At 66.2% G+C, this 21,252-nt stretch carries 21 protein-coding genes; 13 read left to right on the forward strand and 8 right to left on the reverse strand.

All coding sequences use genetic code 11. The features are described from left to right. Nucleotides 1-68: 68 nt before the first annotated feature. Genes rph through hemW form a run of 3 tightly spaced genes read left to right on the forward strand, consistent with a single transcriptional unit; the run spans nt 69 to nt 2,567 of the window. The gene (gene rph / locus QX041_RS20650) at nt 69-782 is read left to right on the forward strand and encodes a ribonuclease PH (RefSeq protein ID WP_315716822.1); all 714 of its coding nucleotides are present in this window, start codon (nt 69-71) and stop codon (nt 780-782) included. Next, complete coding sequence (gene rdgB / locus QX041_RS20655) at nt 779-1,423, forward strand: RdgB/HAM1 family non-canonical purine NTP pyrophosphatase (RefSeq protein ID WP_315716821.1); 645 nt, start codon at nt 779-781, stop codon at nt 1,421-1,423. The genes rph and rdgB overlap by 4 nt, the downstream gene beginning before the upstream one ends. Next, complete coding sequence (gene hemW / locus QX041_RS20660) at nt 1,410-2,567, forward strand: radical SAM family heme chaperone HemW (protein ID WP_315716820.1); 1,158 nt, start codon at nt 1,410-1,412, stop codon at nt 2,565-2,567. Before rdgB ends, hemW begins: the two co-directional genes overlap by 14 nt. Nucleotides 2,568-2,580: 13 nt before the next feature. On the opposite strand, the gene QX041_RS20665 is transcribed toward hemW, so the two are convergent. Next, nucleotides 2,581-3,789, reverse strand: coding sequence for a penicillin-binding protein activator (locus QX041_RS20665; protein WP_315750503.1), 1,209 nt, complete (start codon nt 3,787-3,789; stop codon nt 2,581-2,583). A 300-nt stretch (nt 3,790-4,089) separates the two neighbouring features. Between QX041_RS20665 and rsmI the strand changes: the two genes are divergently transcribed. From rsmI to QX041_RS20685, 4 genes are all read left to right on the forward strand, one after another. After that, nucleotides 4,090-5,049 carry a 16S rRNA (cytidine(1402)-2'-O)-methyltransferase gene (gene rsmI, locus QX041_RS20670; protein WP_315716818.1) on the forward strand — a complete coding sequence of 320 codons (960 nt, stop codon included), beginning with the start codon at nt 4,090-4,092 and terminating at the stop codon, nt 5,047-5,049. Next, entirely contained in the window at nt 5,036-5,446 is a 411-nt protein-coding gene (locus QX041_RS20675) for a YraN family protein (RefSeq protein WP_315716817.1), read from the forward strand. The genes rsmI and QX041_RS20675 overlap by 14 nt, the downstream gene beginning before the upstream one ends. A 33-nt stretch (nt 5,447-5,479) precedes the next feature. Next, complete coding sequence (gene gshB, locus QX041_RS20680; protein WP_315716816.1) at nt 5,480-6,421, forward strand: glutathione synthase; 942 nt, start codon at nt 5,480-5,482, stop codon at nt 6,419-6,421. Nucleotides 6,422-6,536: 115 nt separating this feature from the next. After that, on the forward strand, nt 6,537-7,355 hold the full coding sequence (locus QX041_RS20685; protein ID WP_315716815.1) for an exodeoxyribonuclease III: 819 nt from the start codon (nt 6,537-6,539) through the stop codon (nt 7,353-7,355). 13 nt (nt 7,356-7,368) lie between these two features. Here the strand turns inward: QX041_RS20685 and QX041_RS20690 are convergent, their stop codons facing one another. Together QX041_RS20690 and QX041_RS20695 are read right to left on the reverse strand one after the other, a co-directional pair. Further along, entirely contained in the window at nt 7,369-7,812 is a 444-nt protein-coding gene (locus QX041_RS20690; RefSeq protein ID WP_315716814.1) for a cyclic nucleotide-binding domain-containing protein, read from the reverse strand. Between the two features lie 66 nt (nt 7,813-7,878). Next, nucleotides 7,879-8,565 (reverse strand): response regulator transcription factor, encoded by a 687-nt coding sequence (locus QX041_RS20695; protein WP_315716813.1) that lies wholly within the window; start codon nt 8,563-8,565, stop codon nt 7,879-7,881. A 274-nt stretch (nt 8,566-8,839) separates the two neighbouring features. On the opposite strand from QX041_RS20695, the gene QX041_RS20700 reads away from it, so the two are divergent. Together QX041_RS20700 and QX041_RS20705 are read left to right on the forward strand one after the other, a co-directional pair. After that, nucleotides 8,840-9,361, forward strand: coding sequence for a L,D-transpeptidase (locus QX041_RS20700; RefSeq protein WP_315825687.1), 522 nt, complete (start codon nt 8,840-8,842; stop codon nt 9,359-9,361). Between the two features lie 23 nt (nt 9,362-9,384). Then, a complete protein-coding gene (locus QX041_RS20705) occupies nt 9,385-10,170 on the forward strand; it encodes a 2-keto-4-pentenoate hydratase (protein ID WP_315825688.1) in 786 nt (261 codons plus the stop codon). A 25-nt stretch (nt 10,171-10,195) separates the two neighbouring features. Here QX041_RS20705 and QX041_RS20710 read toward each other — a convergent pair whose 3' ends face one another. Beyond that, nucleotides 10,196-10,882 carry a YggS family pyridoxal phosphate-dependent enzyme gene (locus QX041_RS20710; RefSeq protein WP_316166397.1) on the reverse strand — a complete coding sequence of 229 codons (687 nt, stop codon included), beginning with the start codon at nt 10,880-10,882 and terminating at the stop codon, nt 10,196-10,198. Between the two features lie 109 nt (nt 10,883-10,991). Between QX041_RS20710 and QX041_RS20715 the strand changes: the two genes are divergently transcribed. Further along, nucleotides 10,992-12,689 (forward strand): diguanylate cyclase domain-containing protein, encoded by a 1,698-nt coding sequence (locus tag QX041_RS20715; protein WP_315825690.1) that lies wholly within the window; start codon nt 10,992-10,994, stop codon nt 12,687-12,689. A gap of 21 nt (nt 12,690-12,710) precedes the next feature. Here QX041_RS20715 and QX041_RS20720 read toward each other — a convergent pair whose 3' ends face one another. Continuing rightward, nucleotides 12,711-13,697, reverse strand: coding sequence for a GGDEF domain-containing protein (locus tag QX041_RS20720; protein WP_315825825.1), 987 nt, complete (start codon nt 13,695-13,697; stop codon nt 12,711-12,713). A 324-nt stretch (nt 13,698-14,021) separates the two neighbouring features. Between QX041_RS20720 and leuS the strand changes: the two genes are divergently transcribed. Genes leuS through holA form a run of 3 tightly spaced genes read left to right on the forward strand, consistent with a single transcriptional unit; the run spans nt 14,022 to nt 18,231 of the window. Beyond that, nucleotides 14,022-16,646 carry a leucine--tRNA ligase gene (gene leuS / locus QX041_RS20725; RefSeq protein WP_316166399.1) on the forward strand — a complete coding sequence of 875 codons (2,625 nt, stop codon included), beginning with the start codon at nt 14,022-14,024 and terminating at the stop codon, nt 16,644-16,646. After that, complete coding sequence (gene lptE, locus QX041_RS20730) at nt 16,633-17,184, forward strand: LPS assembly lipoprotein LptE (RefSeq protein ID WP_315716807.1); 552 nt, start codon at nt 16,633-16,635, stop codon at nt 17,182-17,184. The genes leuS and lptE overlap by 14 nt, the downstream gene beginning before the upstream one ends. 18 nt (nt 17,185-17,202) lie before the next feature. Next, complete coding sequence (holA, locus tag QX041_RS20735) at nt 17,203-18,231, forward strand: DNA polymerase III subunit delta (protein WP_315716806.1); 1,029 nt, start codon at nt 17,203-17,205, stop codon at nt 18,229-18,231. Nucleotides 18,232-18,644: 413 nt separating this feature from the next. Here holA and QX041_RS20740 read toward each other — a convergent pair whose 3' ends face one another. The 3 genes from QX041_RS20740 to rsmG form a co-directional block, all read right to left on the reverse strand. After that, nucleotides 18,645-19,538 carry a ParB/RepB/Spo0J family partition protein gene (locus tag QX041_RS20740; protein ID WP_315716956.1) on the reverse strand — a complete coding sequence of 298 codons (894 nt, stop codon included), beginning with the start codon at nt 19,536-19,538 and terminating at the stop codon, nt 18,645-18,647. A gap of 154 nt (nt 19,539-19,692) precedes the next feature. After that, the gene (locus QX041_RS20745; protein WP_315716805.1) at nt 19,693-20,544 is read right to left on the reverse strand and encodes a ParA family protein; all 852 of its coding nucleotides are present in this window, start codon (nt 20,542-20,544) and stop codon (nt 19,693-19,695) included. A gap of 34 nt (nt 20,545-20,578) precedes the next feature. Continuing rightward, a complete protein-coding gene (gene rsmG, locus QX041_RS20750; protein ID WP_410051880.1) occupies nt 20,579-21,247 on the reverse strand; it encodes a 16S rRNA (guanine(527)-N(7))-methyltransferase RsmG in 669 nt (222 codons plus the stop codon). Nucleotides 21,248-21,252 lie beyond the last annotated feature (5 nt).

The following is a 21,252-nucleotide window of genomic DNA, read 5'->3' on the forward strand; positions in this document are numbered from 1 at the left end:
CGCTGCCGGTCCCGGCTCCTACAAGGCCCGTCAAAGTCGGTCTTTCGCGCGCTTTCACGGAGAGAATCATGCGGCCGAGCCGCCGTGCACCGGATGAACTGCGGGCCGTGAGCCTGGAACGCGGCGTCGTCAAATACGCCGAGGGCTCCTGCCTGGTGAAGTTCGGCGACACCCATGTCCTGGTCACCGCCACGCTCGAGGACCGGCTGCCGCCCTGGCTGAAGGGCCAGGGACGCGGCTGGATCACCGCCGAATACGGCATGCTGCCGCGCGCCACGCTGGAACGGACCCGGCGCGAGGCCTCCGCCGGCAAGCAGACCGGCCGCACCGTCGAGATCCAGCGCCTGATCGGCCGCTCGCTGCGCACCGCGATCGACCTGGAAGCGCTCGGCGAGCGCCAGATCACGGTCGATTGCGACGTGCTGCAGGCCGATGGCGGCACGCGCACGGCGTCGATCACCGGCGCCTGGGTGGCGCTGGCCGACTGCATCAAGTGGATGAAATCGCGCAACATGATCAAGACCGAGGTGCTGCGCGCCAACGTCGCCGCAATCTCCTGCGGCATCTACAACGGCACGCCGGTGCTGGATCTCGACTACGCCGAGGACTCCGAGGCCGAGACCGACGCCAATTTCGTCATGACCGGCGACGGCCGCATCATCGAGGTGCAGGGCACGGCGGAGAAGACGCCGTTCACCGAGGCCGAATTCCTGGCGCTGATGGCGCTCGCCCGCAAGGGCGTCGCGCGGCTGGTCGACCTGCAGAAGATGGCGGTCGCGTGAGCAGCCCGCACCGCAAGCTCACCGGTCGCATCATCATTGCGACCCACAATCCCGGCAAGCTTGCCGAGATGCGCGAGCTGCTCGCTCCCCATGGCGTCGAGGCGGTGTCGGCCGGCGATCTCGGCCTGGACGAGCCGGATGAGACCGGCGAGACCTTCCAGGCCAACGCCCGCATCAAGGCGGTCGCCGCGGCCAGAGCCGCGCAGCTTCCTGCCTTTGCCGACGATTCCGGCATCGTGGTTCATGCGCTCGATGGGGCGCCGGGGATCTATTCGGCGCGCTGGGCAGGACCGGACAAGGATTTCGCCGGCGCGATGACGCGCATCGAGCGCCTCCTGCAGGAGCGGGACGCGACTGGTGCCGACAAGCGTAGCGCCCATTTCGTCTCGGCGCTGTGCGTGGCGTGGCCGGACGGTCACGTCGAGGAGGTCGAGGCGCGGGTCGACGGCACCCTGGTCTGGCCGCCGCGTGGCACGGCGGGCTTCGGCTACGACCCGATGTTCCTGCCCGAGGGCCACGACCGGACCTTCGGCGAGATGACCAGCATCGAGAAACATGGCCTGCCGCCGCTCGGGCTCGGCCTGTCGCACCGGGCGCGCGCCTTCGTGAAACTCGCGGAGATCTGTCTTGAGCAGCGCTGACAGCGAAGCGTTCGGCGTCTATGTGCACTGGCCGTTCTGCCTGTCGAAATGTCCGTATTGCGACTTCAACAGCCACGTCCGGCATGCCGCCATCGATCAGGACCGCTTCGCCCGCGCCTTTGCGCAGGAGATCGCGACCACGGCCGCCCGCATTGGGCCGCGCACCGTCACGTCGATCTTTCTCGGCGGCGGCACCCCGTCGCTGATGCAGCCGCAGACGGTCGGCGCCATTCTCGACGCGATCGGCCGGCACTGGCACGTCGCTGGCGATGTCGAGGTGTCGCTCGAAGCCAACCCGACCAGCGTCGAGGCGACCCGCTTTGCCGGCTATCGCGCCGCGGGCGTCAACCGGGTCTCGCTCGGCGTCCAGGCGATGGACGATGCGTCGCTCAAGATGCTCGGCCGCCTGCACACCGCTGAAGAGGCGATGAAGGCGGTGGCGATCGCGCGCCATGCATTCGAGCGCTATTCGTTCGATCTGATCTACGCGCGGCCCGACCAGACGCCGCAGATGTGGACCGAAGAGCTGACGCGGGCGATCGGCGAGGCGGCTGAGCATTTGTCGCTGTATCAACTGACCATCGAGGAAGGCACGCCGTTCTTCGGCCTGCACGCCGCAGGCAAGCTGAAGACGCCGGACGAAGGCCTGGCGCGCACCTTGTACGACGTCACGCAGGAGATCTGTGGCCGTCACGGACTGCCGGCCTATGAGATTTCCAATCACGCCCGGCCCGGCGCGGAGTGCCGGCACAACCTCGTCTACTGGCGCGGCCAGGAATATGCCGGCATCGGCCCGGGCGCCCATGGCCGCCTCGACATCGGCGGCATCAGGCACGCGACAGCGACCGACAAGCGGCCGGAAGCCTGGCTGATGCGGGTCGAATCCAACGGTCATGGTGTCATGACCGACGACGAGCTCAACCGCGAGGAGCGCGCCGACGAATTCCTGCTGATGGGGCTGCGACTGGCCGAGGGCATCGACCCGCAGCGCTACGCAAGGATCTCCGGCCGCAGGCTCGATCCGCGCCGCATCGCGCTGCTGCGCGAGGAGGGCGCGATCGCGGTCGATCCGGACGGGCGGCTACGGGTAACCCAGGACGGCTTTCCGGTGCTCGACGCGGTCGTCGCCGACCTCGCCGCCTGAGAAGTGCTGCGACTCACGTCGCGCTGAAGCTCTTCGGCGCGCCGGCGACCGCCTGTCCGCCAGCCGAACCGACGCGCATCACCGCAAGCCCGCGCTCATTGGTGCCGTCGCTGCGGAACCGGAACAGCCCGTCGATGCCGGCGAAGCCGGATGCATTGGTCAGGACATCGGGCGCGAAACGCTGGTTGCCCTGGGTGCGCGCCAGCGCGGCCACGAGCGCCACCGCATCATAAGCGAGGGTCGCCGTACGCACGGGATCGCCGCCGAATCGCGTCCGGTAGCGGCCGGCAAAGGCGCGGAAGCCGGAGGGATCCGGCGCGGCATAGAGGCCGCCCTGCAGGCTGGCGCTGGCATAGACGCGCGGATTGTCCCACAGCCCTGTGCCGAGCAACTGGATGTTGCGCAGATTGGCGCCGGCAGCGGTCAGCGCATCGGCCGTCGCCGCGACCGATTCGCCGTCATCGGCCAGCAGCAGCGCATCGGCGCCGCCGAGCGCCTGCGCCACCGTGCGCGCAGGCCCAGTGCGGTCGCCGGAATATTTCTCGAATGCCACGATGCGTCCGCCGCGGCGGCTGACCGCGGTCTTGAACGCCCCCTCGACGACGGTGCCGTAGGCATTGTCGGGCAGCAGCGCCGCGAACGAGCGTTTGCCGACGCTGGCGGAATATTCGACGATGCGGCTGGCATCGGACTCCGGCAGGAAGCTGAGCAGATAGACGCCGCGCCCCGCCACACTCGAATCGGTCGAGAAGGCGATGACCGAGATGTTGCGCGCGCGCGCCACCTGGGCCGTCGCCGGCACCGAGCCCGCGAACAGGGGGCCGAGGATGATCTCGGCGCCTTCGTCGCAGGCCTGTTGCGCGCCCTGCTGCGCCCCTTGCGGGCTGCCGGCGTCGTCCTTGATCAGGAGCTGGATGTTGGGGTTCTGAAACTCGGCCAGCGCCATCTCGGCGGCGTTCTTCATCGATTGCGCGGCGACGCCGGCATTGCCCGACGCCGACAGCGGCAGAATCAGCCCGACCTTGACCTGGCCGTTGCCGGCCACCGCCGGCTGCTGCGGCGGTCCCGCCGGCGCGGTCGGCTGCTCGAACGGATTGAAGCCCTGCTGGACGTTGGAGCACGCCGACAGCAGCGGCGCGCCGACAATCAGGCCCAGCGCCGTTCGCCGGGCGACCCCATGGGGTCCCGGACCGAGAGAGTTGGGATGACGCGGGCCCACCATGGCATCTCTTCGTTCGGCCGAGTCCGGCCAGAAGTTCCCCAAACGCACGTCCCGCAGGCCGTGCAGATTCACTCATATTGTCGACGAATAGTTAAGCAAAACAAAAGGCTGTCAGCGCCACACAGCCGATCAATTCGACGTTTTGCACGGCCTATCCCCTGCTCGTACACACCCTCATCGAGGTGCAGCTTCGAACTTGAAGCTGCGATGAACGGCCCCCCCGTGCCGATCGGCACTTCAAAATCGCTGCGCGGCTGTTCCCCTGTGGCAATCCCGCGGCAGGCCCTTTAAATTACCTCGATGGGCGCGAAGGCAATCCCCAAGACGTCGCCGGATGACGGCAAATCTTCCACCACGTCGACCTATCTGGTGGCGGGGCAGATCGTTGCGGCGCCCAAGGCGCGGCCTGGATTGCATCTGGTGGCGACCCCGATCGGCAATCTCGGCGACATCACGCTGCGCGCGCTGGAAACCCTGGCCGGCGCCGACCTCATCTTGTGCGAGGACACGCGAATCACCCGGCGCCTGACCGAGCGCTACGGCCTCAGCGCGGAACTCGCAGCCTATCATGAGCACAATGCCGAAGCCGTCAGACCCAGGATCCTGCAGCGCCTCGCCGAAGGCGCGGCCATCGCGCTGGTGTCCGACGCCGGCACGCCGCTGATCTCCGATCCCGGCTACAAGCTGGTGCGCGAGGCGTGTGAGGCCGGGCATGTTGTCACCGCGCTGCCGGGACCTTCCGCCGTGCTCGCGGCGCTCAGCGTGGCCGCGCTTCCGACCGACCGCTTCTTCTTCGAGGGGTTCCTGCCGGCCAGGCAGCAGGCGCGGCGTACGCGGCTGTCCGAGCTCGCGCGGATCGACGCGACGCTGGTGCTGTTCGAAGCCGGCAACCGGGTGCAGGAGACGCTGGCCGACCTCGCCGATGCCATGGCGGGACGTCAGGCCGCGATCTGCCGCGAGCTCACCAAGCTGCACGAGGAGGTGCTGCGCGGCGCCATCGGCGATCTCGCTGCGGAGGCCGGCGATCTCGAAACGCGCGGCGAGTTCGTGCTGGTGATCGGTCCGCCGCCGCGCGGCGCCGGGGTGCTGACGCCGGATGCGCTCGACGCCGTGTTGAAGGATCTGCTGCAGCGATCGAGCGTCAAGGATGCCGTGATGCATGCCGTCGAGCTGTCCGGCCGGCCGCGCCGCGAAGTCTATGCGCGCGCGCTCGAGCTGGTGAAGGACGCGCGGTCAGGGTCGGCCGATGGCGAAGACTGAGCGCGTCTCCCCTGACAAGCCGGCGAAGACGGCGGCACCCGAACGCGTCGCCGCCTTCCGCACCGGATTATCGGCGGAAGCCCGCGCCGCAGCGCTGCTGATCGCCAAGGGCTATCGCATCCTCGCCAAACGCTTCCGCACGCCCCAAGGCGAGATCGACATCATCGCGCGCAGGCGCGGCCTGGTTGCCTTCGTCGAGGTCAAGGCGCGTGCCTCGCTCGACGATGCCGCCTATGCGGTGACGCCGCGCCAGCAGCAGCGCATCATCGATGCCGCGCAGGCCTGGTTGATGGCGCATCCCGACCATGCCGAATTGGAGCTGCGCTTCGACGCGATTCTGGTTGCGCCGCGCAGCCTGCCGCGCCATCTGGTAGCGGCGTTCGACGCCAGCACCTGACATGAACTGATTGCAGAGAGCAGGGACCTGCCCATGAAACTGAACGTCGCCGTCCAGATGGACCCGATCGCGCGCATCAACATCCGCGGCGACTCGACCTTCGCGATGCTGCTCGAAGCGCAGCGGCGCGGCCATGGCCTGTGTTACTATACGCCCGACAAGCTGTCGCTGCGCGGCGGCGAGCTCTATGCGCCGGTGCAGGCGCTGACGGTGCGCGACCAGGTCGGCGACCATTTCACGCTCGGCGAACCGAAACCGACCGCGCTGACATCCTTTGATGTCGTGCTGCTGCGGCAGGATCCGCCGTTCGATCTCGCCTACATCACCTCGACGCATTTCCTCGAGCGCATCCATCCGAAGACGCTGGTGGTCAATGATCCCGCAAGCGTCCGCAACGCGCCGGAAAAGCTGTTCGTGATGAACTTCCCGCAACTGATGCCGCCGACCTTGATCTCGCGCGATCTCGACGAGATCAACGCCTTCCGCGATCAGCACGGCGCTGTCGTGATGAAGCCGCTGCATGGCCATGGTGGCGCGGCGGTGTTTCGGGTGATGCCGCAGGATATGAATTTCGGCTCGCTGTTCGACATGTTCTCGGTGACGTTCAAGGAGCCCTGGGTGATCCAGCGCTTCCTCCCCGAGGTGAAGCACGGCGACAAGCGCATCATCCTGGTCGACGGCGAGTTCGCCGGCGCCGTCAACCGCGTGCCGGCAGCAGACGATCTGCGCTCCAACATGGTGCGCGGCGGCGCCGCGCAGGCCACCGATCTCAGCGCACGCGAGCGCGAGATCTGCGACACGCTCGGTCCGGAATTGCGCGCGCGCGGCCTGCTGCTGGTCGGCATCGACGTGATCGACGGCAACCTCACCGAGATCAACGTGACGTCGCCGACCGGCATCCGCGCGATCTCGCGGCTCGGCGGACCCGACATCGCCGCCCGCGTATGGGACGTCATCGAGAGCAAACGGCGCTGATCAGGCGCCGTCCCACATGGCTGGGGATAAGGCCAACCAACGCGGTCAGTCCGATGCGTCCGAGGCGATGCGGAATCGCTGACATCGCCGCAATTCATGGTATGACGCGGGTCTCATGCGTCTCGTCCTGACCACCTGGAACATCAACTCGGTGCGCCTGCGCATCGACCTCGTCGCCAAGCTCATCAAGCAGGTCAGGCCCGATGTGCTGTGCCTGCAGGAGACCAAGTGCATCGACGACGCCTTTCCGCTGAAGCGCTTCAAGAGGCTCGGCTATGAGCACGTCGCGCTGAACGGGCAGAAGGGCTATCACGGCGTCGCCGTGATCTCGAAATGGCCGTTCGAGGAGACCAACGTCCGCACCTTCTGCGACAAGGTGGATTCGCGCCACATCACGGTGGCGTTCGGCGAAAAGGCGCAGCTCGCGCAGCCGCTGGTGCTGCACAATTTCTATGTGCCCGCAGGCGGCGACATTCCCGACCCCGCGCTCAATCCGAAATTCGAGCACAAGCTGCAATTCCTCGACGAAATGAAGGCGTGCGAGCCGCTGCATCCACGCGGCGACGACCGGCATATCCTGGTCGGCGATCTCAACGTCGCGCCGCATGAGCACGATGTCTGGTCGCACAAGCAGCTCCTGAAGGTGGTGTCGCACACGCCGATCGAATGTGAAAAGCTGTTGGCGGCGCAGACCCATGGCGAATGGGTCGATGTCGCTCGCGAGCGCATCCCGATGTCGGAGAAGGTCTACACCTGGTGGAGCTACCGCGCGGCCGACTGGACCGTCGGCGATCGCGGCCGAAGGCTCGACCACATCTGGGTGTCACGCGCACTGAAGGACCGGGTCAGCGATTTCAGGATCCTGCGCGACGCCCGCAGCTGGGAGCGGCCGTCGGATCACGTGCCGGTCACGGTGACTCTGGACGTGTCGTAGCGGACCCGCGCGGTCACGAAGTCAGCTTGGCCCCGGCCGCCATGATGTCGTTGGCGATTCGGCTGGCGCGGTGGGCGAACTCGTCGCGCAGCCGGCGCGCCGCCTTGGCGTCGCTTTCCAGCACACGCTGAAACAGGCTGCGCGAGATCCGCACCACGGTCGAATATTCCAGGGCCGTCGCGGTCGCCGGGCGCCGCATCTCGACCAGCAGCGCCAGCTCGCCGATCAGCATGGTCGGCGTGGCGACGATCTCGGCACCGACCTCGTCGCTGATGCGCAACGACCCGCGCTGCACGACATAGCCGCAATCGGCGGTGTCCCCCTCGCGGAACAGGGTCTCTCCGCTCTGGATGTTACGCTGCTCGGAGCCGATGGCGATCATGCGCAGCGAGTCGCTTCCCAGCAGGCGCAATGTTGGGACCCGCTCCAATAGCGCAATATCGTCTTCGATCGACATCAAGGGCCCGGGGAAGGCTGAATGGAACCAATATCATAAATGGCGAAACCGCCATCCCCGAACCTATCACGGTACCAACTTGTAGCCACCGGCCTCCGTCACCAGAATCTCCGGATTCGCGGCATCTTTCTCGATCTTCTGCCGCAGACGGTAAATGTGCGTTTCCAGCGTGTGGGTGGTGACGCCGGAATTGTAGCCCCAGACCTCCTGCAACAGCGTCTCGCGCGACACCGGCTGCTGGCCGGCGCGGTACAGGAAGCGCAGGATCGCCGTTTCCTTCTCCGTCAGGCGGACCTTGCGGGCGTTGGCGCCGGTCAGCATCTTCGAGCCCGGCCGGAAGCTGTAGGGGCCGACCGAGAACACCGCGTCCTCGCTGGCCTCGTGCTGGCGAAGCTGGGCCCGGATGCGTGCCAGCAGCACGGCGAAGCGGAAGGGCTTGGCGACATAGTCGTTGGCGCCGGATTCGAGCCCGAGAATCGTGTCCGAATCGGTATCGTGCCCGGTCAGCATGATGATCGGCGCCTTGAAGCCGCCCTTGCGCAGGGACCGCACCACTTCGCGGCCATCGGTGTCGGGCAGGCCGACGTCCATCAGAACCAGGTCGGGTGAATTGGCCTTTGCGGCGGTGGCGCCTTTGGCGCCGGTATCGACGGCCTGGGCTTCGAACTCGTCATGCAGCGAGAGCTGCTCCATCAGGGCATCGCGCAGATCGGTGTCGTCATCCACGATCAGGATCTTGCGGGCATTGGCCATTGTACAATCCTCTAGGTGGCGCCGGCGGGATCGGATGGGTGGCGCCGTCAACGGTGGGCAAACAGGCTCATCAGCCCTGTTCCGTCTTGAAGTAGGGGGCTGTTACCGATTCACAAGCGCCCGGGACTCTACTCCAGAATTGAGCAGGGATTGAGATGATTGTCCTGTTCGACCCTCGCGGCGGACCATTTGCCGACATTAAGGCAATTACCGGGCAATCCATGGCAATGAAAAGGCACGTTGTTTCATGTCGTTAGCGAAGGTGAAGCCTGGCATGCCAGCATCGCGGATCTCGATTCGCACCAAAGCCGGGTCGCGGCAGCGCGGCTGGCTCCATGTCTGGGGCCATGTCATTCCGGTGGCGCTCGGGCGCGGCGGCGTCCTGGCCAACAAGCGCGAGGGAGATGGCGGCACCCCCCGAGGGACCTTCCGGCCCCGGCGGCTGTGGTGGCGGGCCGATCGTCATTCGCGTCCGCGCACCTTTCTGCCGATCCGGCCGATTGGCCCGGAGGATGCGTGGTGCGAGGACCCGGCCGACCGGCACTACAACCAGGCGATCCGGCTGCACGGCGACCATCCCGGAGACCGGCTGGCGCGCCAGGACCATCTGTACGATTTCATCATCGAGATCGACCACAACACGCGGCCGCGGATCGCGGGCCGCGGCAGCGCCGTGTTCCTGCATCTGGCGCGGCCGAATTTCGGCCCGACCGCAGGCTGCGTGGCCATGACCCGGCCGGCGATGCTGCGTCTGTTGCAAAGAATCGGTCCGCGCACCAGAATCGTCATCGAATGAGAAGCGAGTTGGGGGAGGACGTCATGCGCGCACCGGATCAGCCAGCCAGCGCCGCTGGCATCCTGCGCCAGCATTGGAGCGAAGGCAGCAAGCTGGCAGAGCTGCCGACTGAGCTGCGTCCGAGAGATCGCGCCGAAGGCTATGCCATCCAGGCCGAGCTCGAGCGCCACTCGCCCAAGCCATTATTTGGCTGGAAGATTGCGGCGACCAGCGAGGCCGGCCAGCGCCATATCAATGTCGCCGGTCCGATGGCCGGGCGGATCCTGGCCGAAACGGTGCTGCCGGTCGGCGGCACCGCATCGATGGCCGGCAACGCGATGCGGGTCGCCGAGCCGGAATTCGCCTTCCGCCTCGGACGCGATCTGCCGCCCAGACCGACACCTTATGATGTCGCGGAGGTGCTGGCCGCGGTCGACACGCTGCACCCCGCGATCGAAATTCCCGATTCGCGGTTCGCCGACTTCGTCAGCGCCGGCGAGGCGCAACTGATCGCCGACAATGCCTGCGCGCATCTGTTCGTGCTGGGCGAGGCCGCCACCGCCGACTGGCGCAGCCGCGACCTGATCGCGGAGCGGCCGCGCATCGCGCTGCGTGGCGAGACCTTCATCGGCCACGGCCGCAACGTGCTCGGTGATCCGCTGATAGCGCTGGCCTGGCTGGTCAACGAGCTCAGCGCGCTCGGCGTGCCCGCGCGGGCAGGGCAGGTGGTCACGACCGGCACCTGTCATCCGCCGCTGCCGATCGGCAGCGGGGACCACATGGAGGCCGATTTCGGCGATCTGGGGCAGGTATCGGTGCGGTTCGAGTAGGGACCGGCCGCGACCGCGCCCCCCTTCAGCGATGCCCGAAGATCGCCGAGCCGACCCGCACATGCGTGGCGCCGAACTGGATGGCGGTGGCGAAATCGGCGCTCATGCCCATCGAGAGATGCGCGAGGCCGTTGCGGGCGGCGATCTTGGCGGTCAGCGCGAAATGCGGCCCCGGTGCTTCATCGACCGGCGGAATGCACATCAGTCCTGAAATCGCCAGCCCGTAATCCGTGCGGCAGGCGGCGATGAAGGCGTCGGCGTCGCCGGGCGCGATGCCCGCCTTCTGCGGCTCCTCGCCGGTATTGATCTGGACGAACAGCTGCGGATGCCGGCCCTGGGCGGAAATCTCCTTGGCAAGCGCCACGCACAGGCTTGGCCGGTCCACCGAATGGATGGCGTCGAACAGCGCGACCGCCTCCTTGGCCTTGTTGGATTGCAGCGGCCCGATCAGGTGCAGTGCGAGCCCCGGATGCGCGGCCATCAGCGGCGGCCACTTGGCTTTGGCTTCCTGAACGCGATTTTCACCGAACGCGCGCTGTCCGGCCGCGATCACCGGCTCGATCGCGTCGGCATCGAAGGTCTTCGACACAGCGATCAGCGTGACCGAGCCGCGATCGCGTTTGGCGTCGCGGCAGGCGCGCAGAATCTCCTGCTCGACGGCGGCGAGCGCGGACGGCGAGGACGAGGTTGAGGCGTTCGATTCATCAGGCACGATGGCGTCCGTCGGTAGATTTACGGGTTTGGCTGCAATTTTACAGAGTTCGAGAAAGGGTTCTTGAGCCCTTCTCCTTACCCTTCACGGCCGGGGGTAGGGGGAAGAAATGCCAAGCATCCGGTTCAATCGCAATAGAGTGAAGCTGAACCGGCTGATGGGGATCCGCGCCCGGCTGGCGCTGCTCGCCCTGATCCTGGTCGCGCCGCTGATGCTGGAACGCGCGCGCTCGCTGGAAAGCGCCAGGACAAGGCAGATCGCACTCGCATCGGAGGAATTCTCCGGCCTCGCCCGGCAAAGCGCCGACATGCAGCGCGAGGTCATCATGTCGGTGGAGACGGTGCTGAAGTCGACGGCCTATGTCCGGGCGTCGAGCACCGGCGTGAGCCGCAGCTGCGACATGATGCGCGCCAGCCTGCCGGCGACCCTGCCGTGGATCCGCACCCTGATGATCGCCGGCCGCGACGGCCGCATCCAGTGCTCGACCAACAACCAATATGTAGGGCTCGATTTCAGCGACCGGCCGTATTTCCGTGGCGCCCAGGAATCACGTGATTTCGTGTTCAGCGACTACCTGCTGTCGAAGCCGTCGCACGTGCCGATCGTCATGGCCGCCTATCCGGTCGGCGCTATCACCGGCGAGCCGGACGCGGTGATGCTGGCGAGCGTGAACCTGGAATGGATGTCCAAGATCATGAACAATCTTGGCGGCCGCCCCGGCATCACGGCGGTGCTGGTCGACAGCGAAGGAACCGTGCTGGCGGCGCCCGCCGACCGCAACGAGCTGATCGGCCGGCCGCTCGACAGCGTGCCGTTGTTGTCGGCCGTTGCCGAGACCGCCCTGAGTTCGGGGAAGCCGAGCGAGACGATGAGTTTCACGGCGGCGGATGGTTCTAAGCGCGCGATCACCTTCACTCGGATCGCCGACACCGGATCGCGGCTGATCGTCAGCATCGATGAGACCCGCGTCACCGCCGCCATCGACCGCGAGATCCGCAACGCCTATCTGCAGGCTGGCCTCGTCTGCCTGATCGTGCTGCTCGGCGCGCTGATCGCCGCCGAGAAGCTGATCGTGAAGCCCGTCAGCATGCTCGCCGCGACCGCCAAGCGCTTCGGCCACGGCCACTGGTCGGCGCGCGTCACCACCAAGCATCTGCCGTCGGAGTTCGTTCCGCTGGCAAAGTCCTTCAATGCGATGGCCGCCAAGCTCGGCCAGCGCGAGCGCGAGCTGGTCGCCGCCAATGACCGGCTGACGGTGATGGCGTCGATCGACATGCTCTCGGGCCTCGCCAACCGCCGCGGCTTCCAGAACCGCATCGACGTCGAATGGAGCCGCGCGCAGCAGGCCGGCACCGAGCTGTCGCTGCTGATGATCGACGTCGACCACTTCAAGCTCTACAACGACACCTATGGGCACCCTGAGGGTGACGCCTGCCTGTCACGTCTCGGCGAGACGCTGTCGCAGATCGCCGGCGCCATGACGGCTTTCGCCGGCCGCTATGGCGGTGAGGAGTTCTGCCTGTTGTTGCCGGGCATGGGTGCCAGAGAGGCGCTCGCGGTCGGCGAGCAGGTGCGCGCCACGGTGCTGGAGCTCGAGCTGCCGCACGCGACGTCGGCGCATCGGTGCGTCACCGTGAGCGTCGGTGTCGCCTCGACCCGGCCGAACGAGTCGCTGATGCCCTCCGACCTGATCGAAGCCGCCGATGCCGCGCTCTATGCGGCCAAGCATCGCGGCCGCAACACGGTCATCGCGCATGGCTTCGCGGATGTCGCGGATGTCAGGAGCGGCGTGGCACGCGCAGGATAGGGCTGCGGCTGCGGCCTGCGATCAGCCGACCGCGAGCTTCTGGTCGAGCTCGAGCTCGGTGACCACGCGGTTGCGGCCGAGCTTCTTGGCGAGATACAGCGAGCGGTCGCAACGGTCGATCAGATCAGCCATCGATTCGCCGAACTGGAACTGGCCGACGCCGATCGACACCGTGATCTGCGGCAACACCTCGCCGGTCGAGCGCCGCGTGAACTGACAATCGGCGATGGTGCGCCGGATGCGCTCGGCGATGACAGTACAACCTTCGAGGTCGGTCTGCGGCAGCACCGCGATCAGTTCCTCGCCGCCGTAGCGTGCGGGAAGATCCTTGTCGCGGACGCGCTCGCGCAATGCCTTGGCGACAAGGCGCAGCACCTGATCGCCGACGCCATGGCCGTAATTGTCGTTGAACTTCTTGAAGTGGTCGACGTCGATCAGGAGAACGCTGAGCGGTTCGTCGCGCTCCATCGCCTCGACCTGCGCATGGCGGAAGAACTCTTCGAGCGCGCGCCGGTTCGGCAATCCGGTCAGCGTGTCCGTGCGTGCGCGCTGCTCCGACTTGTTGAGCGAGTCTCGGATGGTGTCGAGCTCGCGTGACTTCTCGGCAAAGCTCGCTTCGAGTTTCGCCGCACGCGCGGTCGCCTGGGCGAGCTCGCTGACCAGGTTCTCGATCAGGATCTTCGGATCGACGCCCTGCTCGCTGCGTTCGGCGACGCCATCGATCGCCGCCATGTGTGTGCGGTTGTCGGCGATCGCGGCCGTCAGATACTGCTTGGCGGAGTCCATCACGCCATGCAACTGCTGCGAGACTTTGTGGACGACAGCCGCTTCCGTACCCTGCTGGCCGATGTACGTGTCGAACAGCGCCTGGTTGGTGGTCTTGTCGAACTTGCGCTTGTTGCTGACCAGGATGTCGACGGCGCGCTTGAGATCCGACGCCGAGCCCAGTGAGTACTTGAACCACAGATGGAAGTTGTTAGGCGTCGGTGGCACGCGCTGTTGAGCCATGGATTTCATGGCCTTTTCCGCGACCGTCGTCGCGTACTCGAAGTCAAGCTCGTCGAACGTAGCGCCGGACACGATGTGGAGTGATCCCAGATGCGGGCTGATGCCTGGATGTATGCACTCAGTCTCCCATTCAAGTCTTAACCGTGCCTCAATCGAACCTTCGACACTGCCGGCAGAGGCTGCAAAAAAACTCACGATTACCGTCGCTTAGCGGATGCCCAAAATGGTATCATCATCTGTCGCCCCATTGACCGGGCTGCCGCTTTTGTGGCCTAGTCCGCCGTCTTCAAACGACGCGAATCCTCGAAAATTACAAGCGATTCCATGACATCCGAACGCTACAACGCCCGTGAAGCCGAGCCGCGCTGGCAGCGCCAGTGGGACGAAAAGGCGATCTTCGCCACCAGGAACGACGATCCGCGTCCGAAATACTACGTGCTCGAGATGTTTCCCTATCCGTCGGGACGCATCCATATCGGGCATGTCCGTAATTATACGCTGGGCGACGTGCTGGCGCGCTTCATGCGTGCCAAGGGCTTCAACGTGCTGCACCCGATGGGCTGGGACGCGTTCGGCCTGCCGGCCGAGAACGCCGCGATCGAGCGCAAGGTGGCGCCCAAGGCGTGGACCTACGACAATATCGCGGCGATGAAGAAGCAGCTGCGCTCGATCGGCCTGTCGCTCGACTGGGCGCGCGAGTTCGCGACCTGCGATCCATCCTACTACAAGCACCAGCAGAAGATGTTCCTCGACTTCATGCAAGCGGGGCTGGTCGAGCGCGAGAAGCGCAAGGTGAACTGGGATCCGGTCGACATGACCGTGCTCGCCAACGAGCAGGTCATCGACGGTCGCGGCTGGCGCTCCGGTGCGGTGGTCGAACAGCGTGAGATGAACCAATGGGTGTTCAAGATCACGAAGTACTCGCAGGAGCTGCTGGACGCGCTCGATGGTCTCGACCGCTGGCCCGACAAGGTGCGGCTGATGCAGCGCAACTGGATCGGCCGCTCCGAAGGCCTGCTGATCCGCTTCGCGCTGGATCCCAAGACGACGCCGGCGGGCGAGACCGAATTGAAGATCTTCACGACGCGGCCGGACACGCTGTTCGGCGCCAAGTTCATGGCGATCTCGGCGGACCATCCGCTGGCGCAAGCCGCGGCCGCCAAGAACCCGGAGCTCGCCGCGTTCGTCGCCGAGATCAAGCGGATCGGCACCGCGCAGGAGGCGATCGACACCGCGGAGAAGCAGGGCTTCGACACCGGCATCCGCGCCGTGCATCCGTTCGATCCGAGCTGGACCTTGCCGGTCTATGTCGCGAACTTCGTGCTGATGGAGTACGGCACCGGCGCCATCTTCGGCTGCCCGGCGCATGACCAGCGCGACCTCGACTTCGTCAACAAATACAATCTCGGCAACACGCCGGTGGTCTGCCCCGAGGGTCAAGACCCGGCGAGCTTCGTCATCACCGACACCGCGTTCGACGGCGACGGCCGCCTGATCAATTCGCGCTTCCTCGACGGCATGACGATCGCGCAGGCCAAGGACGAGGTCGCCAAGCGGCTGGAGACCGAGCAGCGCGCTGGCGCCGCCGTCGGCGAGCGCCAGGTCAATTTCCGGCTGCGCGATTGGGGCATCTCGCGCCAGCGCTATTGGGGCTGCCCGATCCCGGTGATCCACTGCCCGACCTGCGATGTCGTGCCGGTGCCGGCCAAGGACCTGCCCGTGGTGCTGCCGGACGACGTCACCTTCGACAAGCCGGGCAATGCGCTCGACCACCATCCGACCTGGAAGCACGTCACCTGCCCCGCATGCGGGGGCAAGGCGCAGCGTGAGACCGACACCATGGACACCTTCGTGGATTCGTCCTGGTACTTCGCGCGCTTCACCGATCCATGGAACGAGACCGCGCCGACGACGCCGGCCGTGGCCAACCGGATGATGCCGGTCGACCAGTATATCGGCGGCGTCGAGCACGCGATTCTGCATCTGCTCTACAGCCGGTTCTTCACCCGCGCGATGAAGGCCACCGGCCACGTCGCGATGGACGAGCCGTTCGCCGGCATGTTCACACAGGGCATGGTGGTCCACGAGACCTATCAGAAGGCCGACGGCACCTACGTCAACCCGGCGGAGGTCAAGATCGAGATCGGCGGCAACGGCCGCCGCGCCGTGCTGGCCGCCACCGGCGAGGACATCACGATCGGCCCGATCGAGAAGATGTCGAAGTCGAAGAAGAACACCGTCGACCCCGACGACATCATCGAGAGCTACGGCGCCGACGTCGCGCGCTGGTTCATGCTGTCGGACTCGCCGCCGGACCGCGACGTGATCTGGAGCGACGAGCGGGTGCAGGGCGCGGCGCGCTTCGTCCAGCGGCTGTGGCGGCTGGTCAACGAATCGGTCGCGGCAGCGGCCGAGGCGCCCTCCTCCCGCCCGGCCGCGTTCGGCCCCGACGCGCTGGCGCTGCGCAAGGCTGCCCACGGCGCCCTGGACAAGGTGACCGGCGGCATCGAGCGGCTGCACTTCAACGTCTGCCTGGCGCATATCCGCGAGTTCGCCAATGCGCTGGCCGACGTCCTGGCGCGGCCGGCCAAGCCGGCGGCCGACCTGGCCTGGGCGATTCGCGAGGCCGCCGGGATCCTGGTGCAGCTGTTCTCGCCGATGATGCCGCATCTGGCCGAAGAATGCTGGCAGGTGCTGGGTCAGACCGGGCTGATCTCGGAGGCCTCCTGGCCGCAAATCGAACGAGATTTGCTGGTTGAGGACAGCATGACCCTGGTCGTCCAGGTCAACGGCAAGAAGCGCGGAGAAGTCACAGTCGCCAGCAACGCGCAGAATCCGGAAATTGAGGCTGCCGTTTTGGCCCTCGATGCAGTAAAAGTGGCGCTGGATGGCAAACCCGTCCGCAAGGTGATCATTGTTCCCAAGAGGATCGTGAATGTCGTCGGCTAGGTTTCGGATCGCTGCTCGGCTTGTTGCCGTGGCCGCTTTGGCCGCGCTGACGGCAGGCTGCTTCCAGCCGATGTATGCAGAGCATACCGACGGCACGCCCGGCCTGCGCGAAAAGCTGATGGGCATCGAGCTGCCGCCGGTCGACAAGCCGAACGCCTCGCCCGAGGCGCGCATCGGCGTCGGCATCCGCAACGCGCTCGCCTTCAAGCTGTACGGCACCGCAACCGGCACGGCGCCGACCCACAAGCTGGTCCTGCGATTGCAGACCAGCCGGTCCTCGCTGATCGTCTCGCAGACCACCGGCCTGCCGACCACCGAGAATGTCGGCCTCGACGTGCAGTACAATCTGGTCGAGCTGGCGACCAACAAATCGGTCATGACCGGAACGACCTTCGCACGCACCTCCTATGACATCCCCGGCTCGTACCAGCGTTTCGCCCGGCAGCGGGCCTTCCGTGACGCCGAGGATCGCGCCTCCGAGGAGGTCGCCGAGAAGATCAAAACGCGGCTCGCGGCCTATTTCACCGCGGGCACCTGACGCACGGCTGACATCGCCGTGGTCGCGCTGCGCGGACGAGACATCGATGCCTTCCTGGCCAAACCGGACGCCGCTCGTCCGCTGATCCTGTTGTACGGTCCGGATACCGGCCTGGTTCGCGAGCGCGCCGAGGCCCTCATCGCTTCGGCCGTCGACAACCCCGATGATCCCTTCTCCGTGGTCAGGCTCGACGGTGACGAGCTCTCCGCGGAGCCGTCGCGCCTCGTCGACGAAGCCATGACCGTGCCGCTGTTCGGCGGCCGCCGGGCCATCCGGGTGCGCGCCGGCTCGCGCAATTTCGCCAGCGGCGTCGAGACGCTCAGCGAGATGAACGTGCGGGACTGCCGCGTCGTGATCGAGGCCGGCGACATCCGCCCCGATTCGCCACTGCGCAAGATTTGCGAGAAGGCCAGAACGGCGGTGGCGATCGGCTGCTACCCGGACACCGAGCGCGATCTCGCCAAGCTGATCGACGACGAATTGCGCTTGGCCTCGCTGCGCATCTCTCCGGAGGCCCGCGCCTATCTGATGGCGCTGCTCGGCGGCGACCGCCAGGCCTCCCGCAACGAGCTGCGCAAGCTGACCCTGTTCGCCCACGGCGAAGGCGAGGTGACGCTCGACCACGTGATGGCCGTGGTCGCCGACGCCTCGGAGATGAAGCTCGATCCGATCGTCGACGGCGCCTTCGGCGGCAAGCCGGAAATGGTCGAGACCGAGTTCGGCAAGGCGATGATCGCGGGCACCTATCCCGGCGTCATCATCTCCGCCGCGCAGCGACATGCCGCATGGCTGCACAAATCGGCGCTCGCCGTCGCTTCCGGCACGCCAGTCTCGTCCATCCTCGAAGGCGGCTTCCCCCGGCTGCACTTCTCGCGCAAGCCGAGCGCCGAGACGGCGCTGCGCAATTTCTCCCCTGCCCGCCTGCTGCCGATCATCGACCAACTGGCGACAGCCGCGCTCGACATGCGCAAGCAGCCGGGATTGGCGGCAGCGATCGCGCAGCGGACGCTGCTGTCGATCGCGGTCGCGGCACGGCGGAAGGGGTGATGGTCAGTGCGCCGGCTCCCTGAATACGGCGTCGAGAACTTCAGCCCGAGTGGACCCGAGATCGCTCTCCAACCTCAGCCGTCATTCCGGGGCGCCCGAAGGGCGAGCCCGGAATCCATCGGGCTACAGGATCTGCTGAGAGATGGATTCCGGGTTCGTGCTTCGCACGCCCCGGAATGACGGAGGAGAGAGTCGTGTGCTCGCTTTGGCAATCGCGACGAAAAACACAGCCGTAGCTCTTCCAAATTATTAGCTCGTCATGCCCGGGCTTGACCCGGGCATCCATCCGCTTCGTCCAAAAAAATGGATGGCCGGGTCAAGCCCGGCCGTGACGTAGGTGAGAGCGGAGCAACGAACTCATGGAGGCCCGAGGCACAGCCGCGGCGGCGCAATGAGCGCCACGACCTAACAACCTAGCCCTGCTCCAGCCGGCGCATCACCTCGTCGAGCTGCTCGAGGCTGCGGTAGGTGATCTGCACCGTGCCGCCGGGGTCGCGGTGGCTGATCGACACCGAAAGGCCGAGTGCATCGCCGACGCGCTTCTCCAGCGCGATGGTGTCGGCGTCCTTCTTCTCCGCCGGCGCGCTGCCGCTGCTGCGCGGCTTCTGCGGCTTGCGTTCCGGCACGCCCTCCTCATGCGCGAGCGCCTCGGTCTGCCGGACGTTCAGCCCTTCCGCGATGATCTTCTTCGCCGCCGACATCGGATCCGGCAGGTTGATCAGCGCTCGCGCGTGGCCGGCCGAGATCTGCCCGGTCGCGATGAAGCCCTGCACCTCGGCCGGCAGCTTGGTCAGCCGCATCATGTTGGCGACGTGGCTGCGGCTCTTGCCGACGATCTTGGCGATGTCTTCCTGGTTGCGTTTGAACTCGTTGGCGAGCGCGTGATAGCCCTGCGCCTCCTCCATCGGATTGAGATCCTCGCGCTGCACGTTCTCGATGATCGCGAGCTCCAGCGCATCGCTGTCGCTGACATCGACCGGAACGATCGGCACCTCGTGCAGGCCGGCGGCTTGCGAGGCGCGCCAGCGCCGCTCGCCGGCGATGATCTCGTAGCGGTCGTGCTGGCCCTTCACCGGACGCACCACGATCGGCTGGATCACGCCATGCTGCTTGATCGAGGCCGAGAGCTCGGCGAGCTCGCCGTCGGAAAACGTCTTACGCGGATTGCGCGGGTTCGGCTTGAGGAATTCGATCGGCACCTTGCGCTGATTGCGCGGCCGCTCCGGCGGCGCGCCGGCCTCGCGGCCGACGTCACCGATCAGACTTGCGAGACCCCGGCCCAATCGCGATCGCGACTCGTCGGCCATCGCCTTCTCCTTTGGATTCACGTCACGCTCCGCTTGCGTCTGCTGCCGATCGGGTCCCGCCGGCACAATGAACGAGGGAGCGGATTCATTTCGGAATCCGCTGCCGTCCTCGAATGAGATCCGGGCGACGAGGTCCCCCGGAGCAGAGGCAAAGTCAGTTCGTGCGCAGGTCACGCTCGCGCTGAATGACTTCGGTCGCGAGCTTGAGATAGGCCTCGCTGCCGACGCACTTCAAGTCGTAGACCAGCACCGGCTTGCCGTAGGACGGCGCTTCCGAGATGCGCACGTTGCGCGGGATCATCGTGTTGTAGACCTTCGATCCCATGAACTGGCGGACGTCGGCGACCACCTGGTTCGACAGGTTGTTGCGCGAGTCGAACATCGTCAGCACGATGCCGTGGATCGAGAGGTTCGGGTTCAAGGTCGAGCGCACCTGCTCCACGGTCTGCAACAGCTGCGACAGACCTTCGAGCGCGAAGAACTCGCACTGCAGCGGCACCAGGATCGCGTCGGACGCGGCCATCGCATTGACCGTCAGCAGGTTCAGCGACGGCGGACAATCGACCAGCACGTAGGTGTAGTCGTTCTCCGGCGAGACGTTGTTGTTGAGGCCGGCGATCGCATCGCGCAGACGGAAGGCGCGGTTGGCGGTGGAGCCGAGCTCGAGCTCGAGCCCCGACAGGTCCATCGTCGAGGAGGCGATGTGCAGCCGCGGCACGGCCGTCGCAACGACGGCGTCGCGCAGCGAGGCCTCGCCGATCAGCACGTCATAGGTCGAGCAGTTGCGGCTGCCACGGTCGATGCCGAGGCCGGTCGAGGCGTTGCCCTGCGGATCGAGATCGACGATCAGCACCCGCTCGCCGATCGCGGCCAGCGCCGTACCGAGGTTGATCGCGGTCGTGGTCTTGCCGACCCCGCCCTTCTGATTGGCGAGCGCCAGGATGCGCGGATGCCCCTCCGGGTGAGGAGCCCTATCTTCTTGATAAATCTGATCAATTACGGCCATGCGCGATCGCCATTGGTTGTCGTCTTGACGGAATTCAGCTCTGTCGCTCGATGCAATCGATTGCGACGATCCAGCCCTGCCCGCCCGTCCGGCTGGAGTGAAGTTTCGACTCAATTTTCCAATACTTAGTAGATTCGGTCAATTCCGCTTCTACATCTTGACCCTTGAGAAACAGCGCTTTCGCGCCTTTTTTCACCAAGGGCTCCGCAAAGCCGATGAGCTGATGTAGCGGAGCAAGCGCGCGTGCGGTCACGCAATCGACTCGCCCGCCCCACTTCTCCACGATATCCCCGATCTCTGACAAATGCACGATCCCCGGAGCGCCGGTGACGCGAATTGCCTCGCGCAGGAAGGCGGCCTTCTTGGCGTTGCGCTCGACCAGATGGACCTGGGCACCATCCCGCTCGGCCAGGGCGCAGGCGAGGACGACGCCCGGGAAGCCGCCGCCGCTGCCGAGATCAATCCAGATCCGGGCGTCGGGCGCGAGGTCCAGGAGCTGAAGCGAGTCGGCGATGTGGCGCGTCCAGAGATGCGGCAAGGTCGACGGCGCGATCAAATTGGTCTTCGCCTGCCACTCCAGCAGCAGTGCGACGTAGCGATCGAGACGCTGCTCCGTTTCACGTGAAACGGGAGTCAGCGCGAGCGCTGCCGCCTTGTCCGATTCGATCATCTTGGATGCCACCGCTGGCGATGCCTGTTTCACGTGAA

Origin of the sequence: Bradyrhizobium sp. SZCCHNRI2009 (assembly GCF_032485115.1) — a bacterium.
Taxonomy (GTDB): Bacteria; Pseudomonadota; Alphaproteobacteria; order Rhizobiales; family Xanthobacteraceae; genus Bradyrhizobium.

Bases quoted from the DNA above. Each gene is read 5' to 3' on its own strand.
- rph (WP_315716822.1), top strand. From the start codon at position 69: ATGCGGCCGAGCCGCCGTGCACCGGATGAACTGCGGGCCGTGAGCCTG.
- QX041_RS20665 (WP_315750503.1), bottom strand. From the start codon at position 3,789: ATGGTGGGCCCGCGTCATCCCAACTCTCTCGGTCCGGGACCCCATGGG.
- rsmI (WP_315716818.1), top strand. From the start codon at position 4,090: ATGGGCGCGAAGGCAATCCCCAAGACGTCGCCGGATGACGGCAAATCT.
- QX041_RS20675 (WP_315716817.1), top strand. From the start codon at position 5,036: ATGGCGAAGACTGAGCGCGTCTCCCCTGACAAGCCGGCGAAGACGGCG.
- gshB (WP_315716816.1), top strand. From the start codon at position 5,480: ATGAAACTGAACGTCGCCGTCCAGATGGACCCGATCGCGCGCATCAAC.
- QX041_RS20685 (WP_315716815.1), top strand. From the start codon at position 6,537: ATGCGTCTCGTCCTGACCACCTGGAACATCAACTCGGTGCGCCTGCGC.
- QX041_RS20690 (WP_315716814.1), bottom strand. From the start codon at position 7,812: ATGTCGATCGAAGACGATATTGCGCTATTGGAGCGGGTCCCAACATTG.
- QX041_RS20695 (WP_315716813.1), bottom strand. From the start codon at position 8,565: ATGGCCAATGCCCGCAAGATCCTGATCGTGGATGACGACACCGATCTG.
- QX041_RS20700 (WP_315825687.1), top strand. From the start codon at position 8,840: ATGCCAGCATCGCGGATCTCGATTCGCACCAAAGCCGGGTCGCGGCAG.
- QX041_RS20705 (WP_315825688.1), top strand. From the start codon at position 9,385: ATGCGCGCACCGGATCAGCCAGCCAGCGCCGCTGGCATCCTGCGCCAG.
- QX041_RS20715 (WP_315825690.1), top strand. From the start codon at position 10,992: ATGCCAAGCATCCGGTTCAATCGCAATAGAGTGAAGCTGAACCGGCTG.
- QX041_RS20720 (WP_315825825.1), bottom strand. From the start codon at position 13,697: ATGGCTCAACAGCGCGTGCCACCGACGCCTAACAACTTCCATCTGTGG.
- leuS (WP_316166399.1), top strand. From the start codon at position 14,022: ATGACATCCGAACGCTACAACGCCCGTGAAGCCGAGCCGCGCTGGCAG.
- lptE (WP_315716807.1), top strand. From the start codon at position 16,633: ATGTCGTCGGCTAGGTTTCGGATCGCTGCTCGGCTTGTTGCCGTGGCC.
- QX041_RS20740 (WP_315716956.1), bottom strand. From the start codon at position 19,538: ATGGCCGACGAGTCGCGATCGCGATTGGGCCGGGGTCTCGCAAGTCTG.
- QX041_RS20745 (WP_315716805.1), bottom strand. From the start codon at position 20,544: ATGGCCGTAATTGATCAGATTTATCAAGAAGATAGGGCTCCTCACCCG.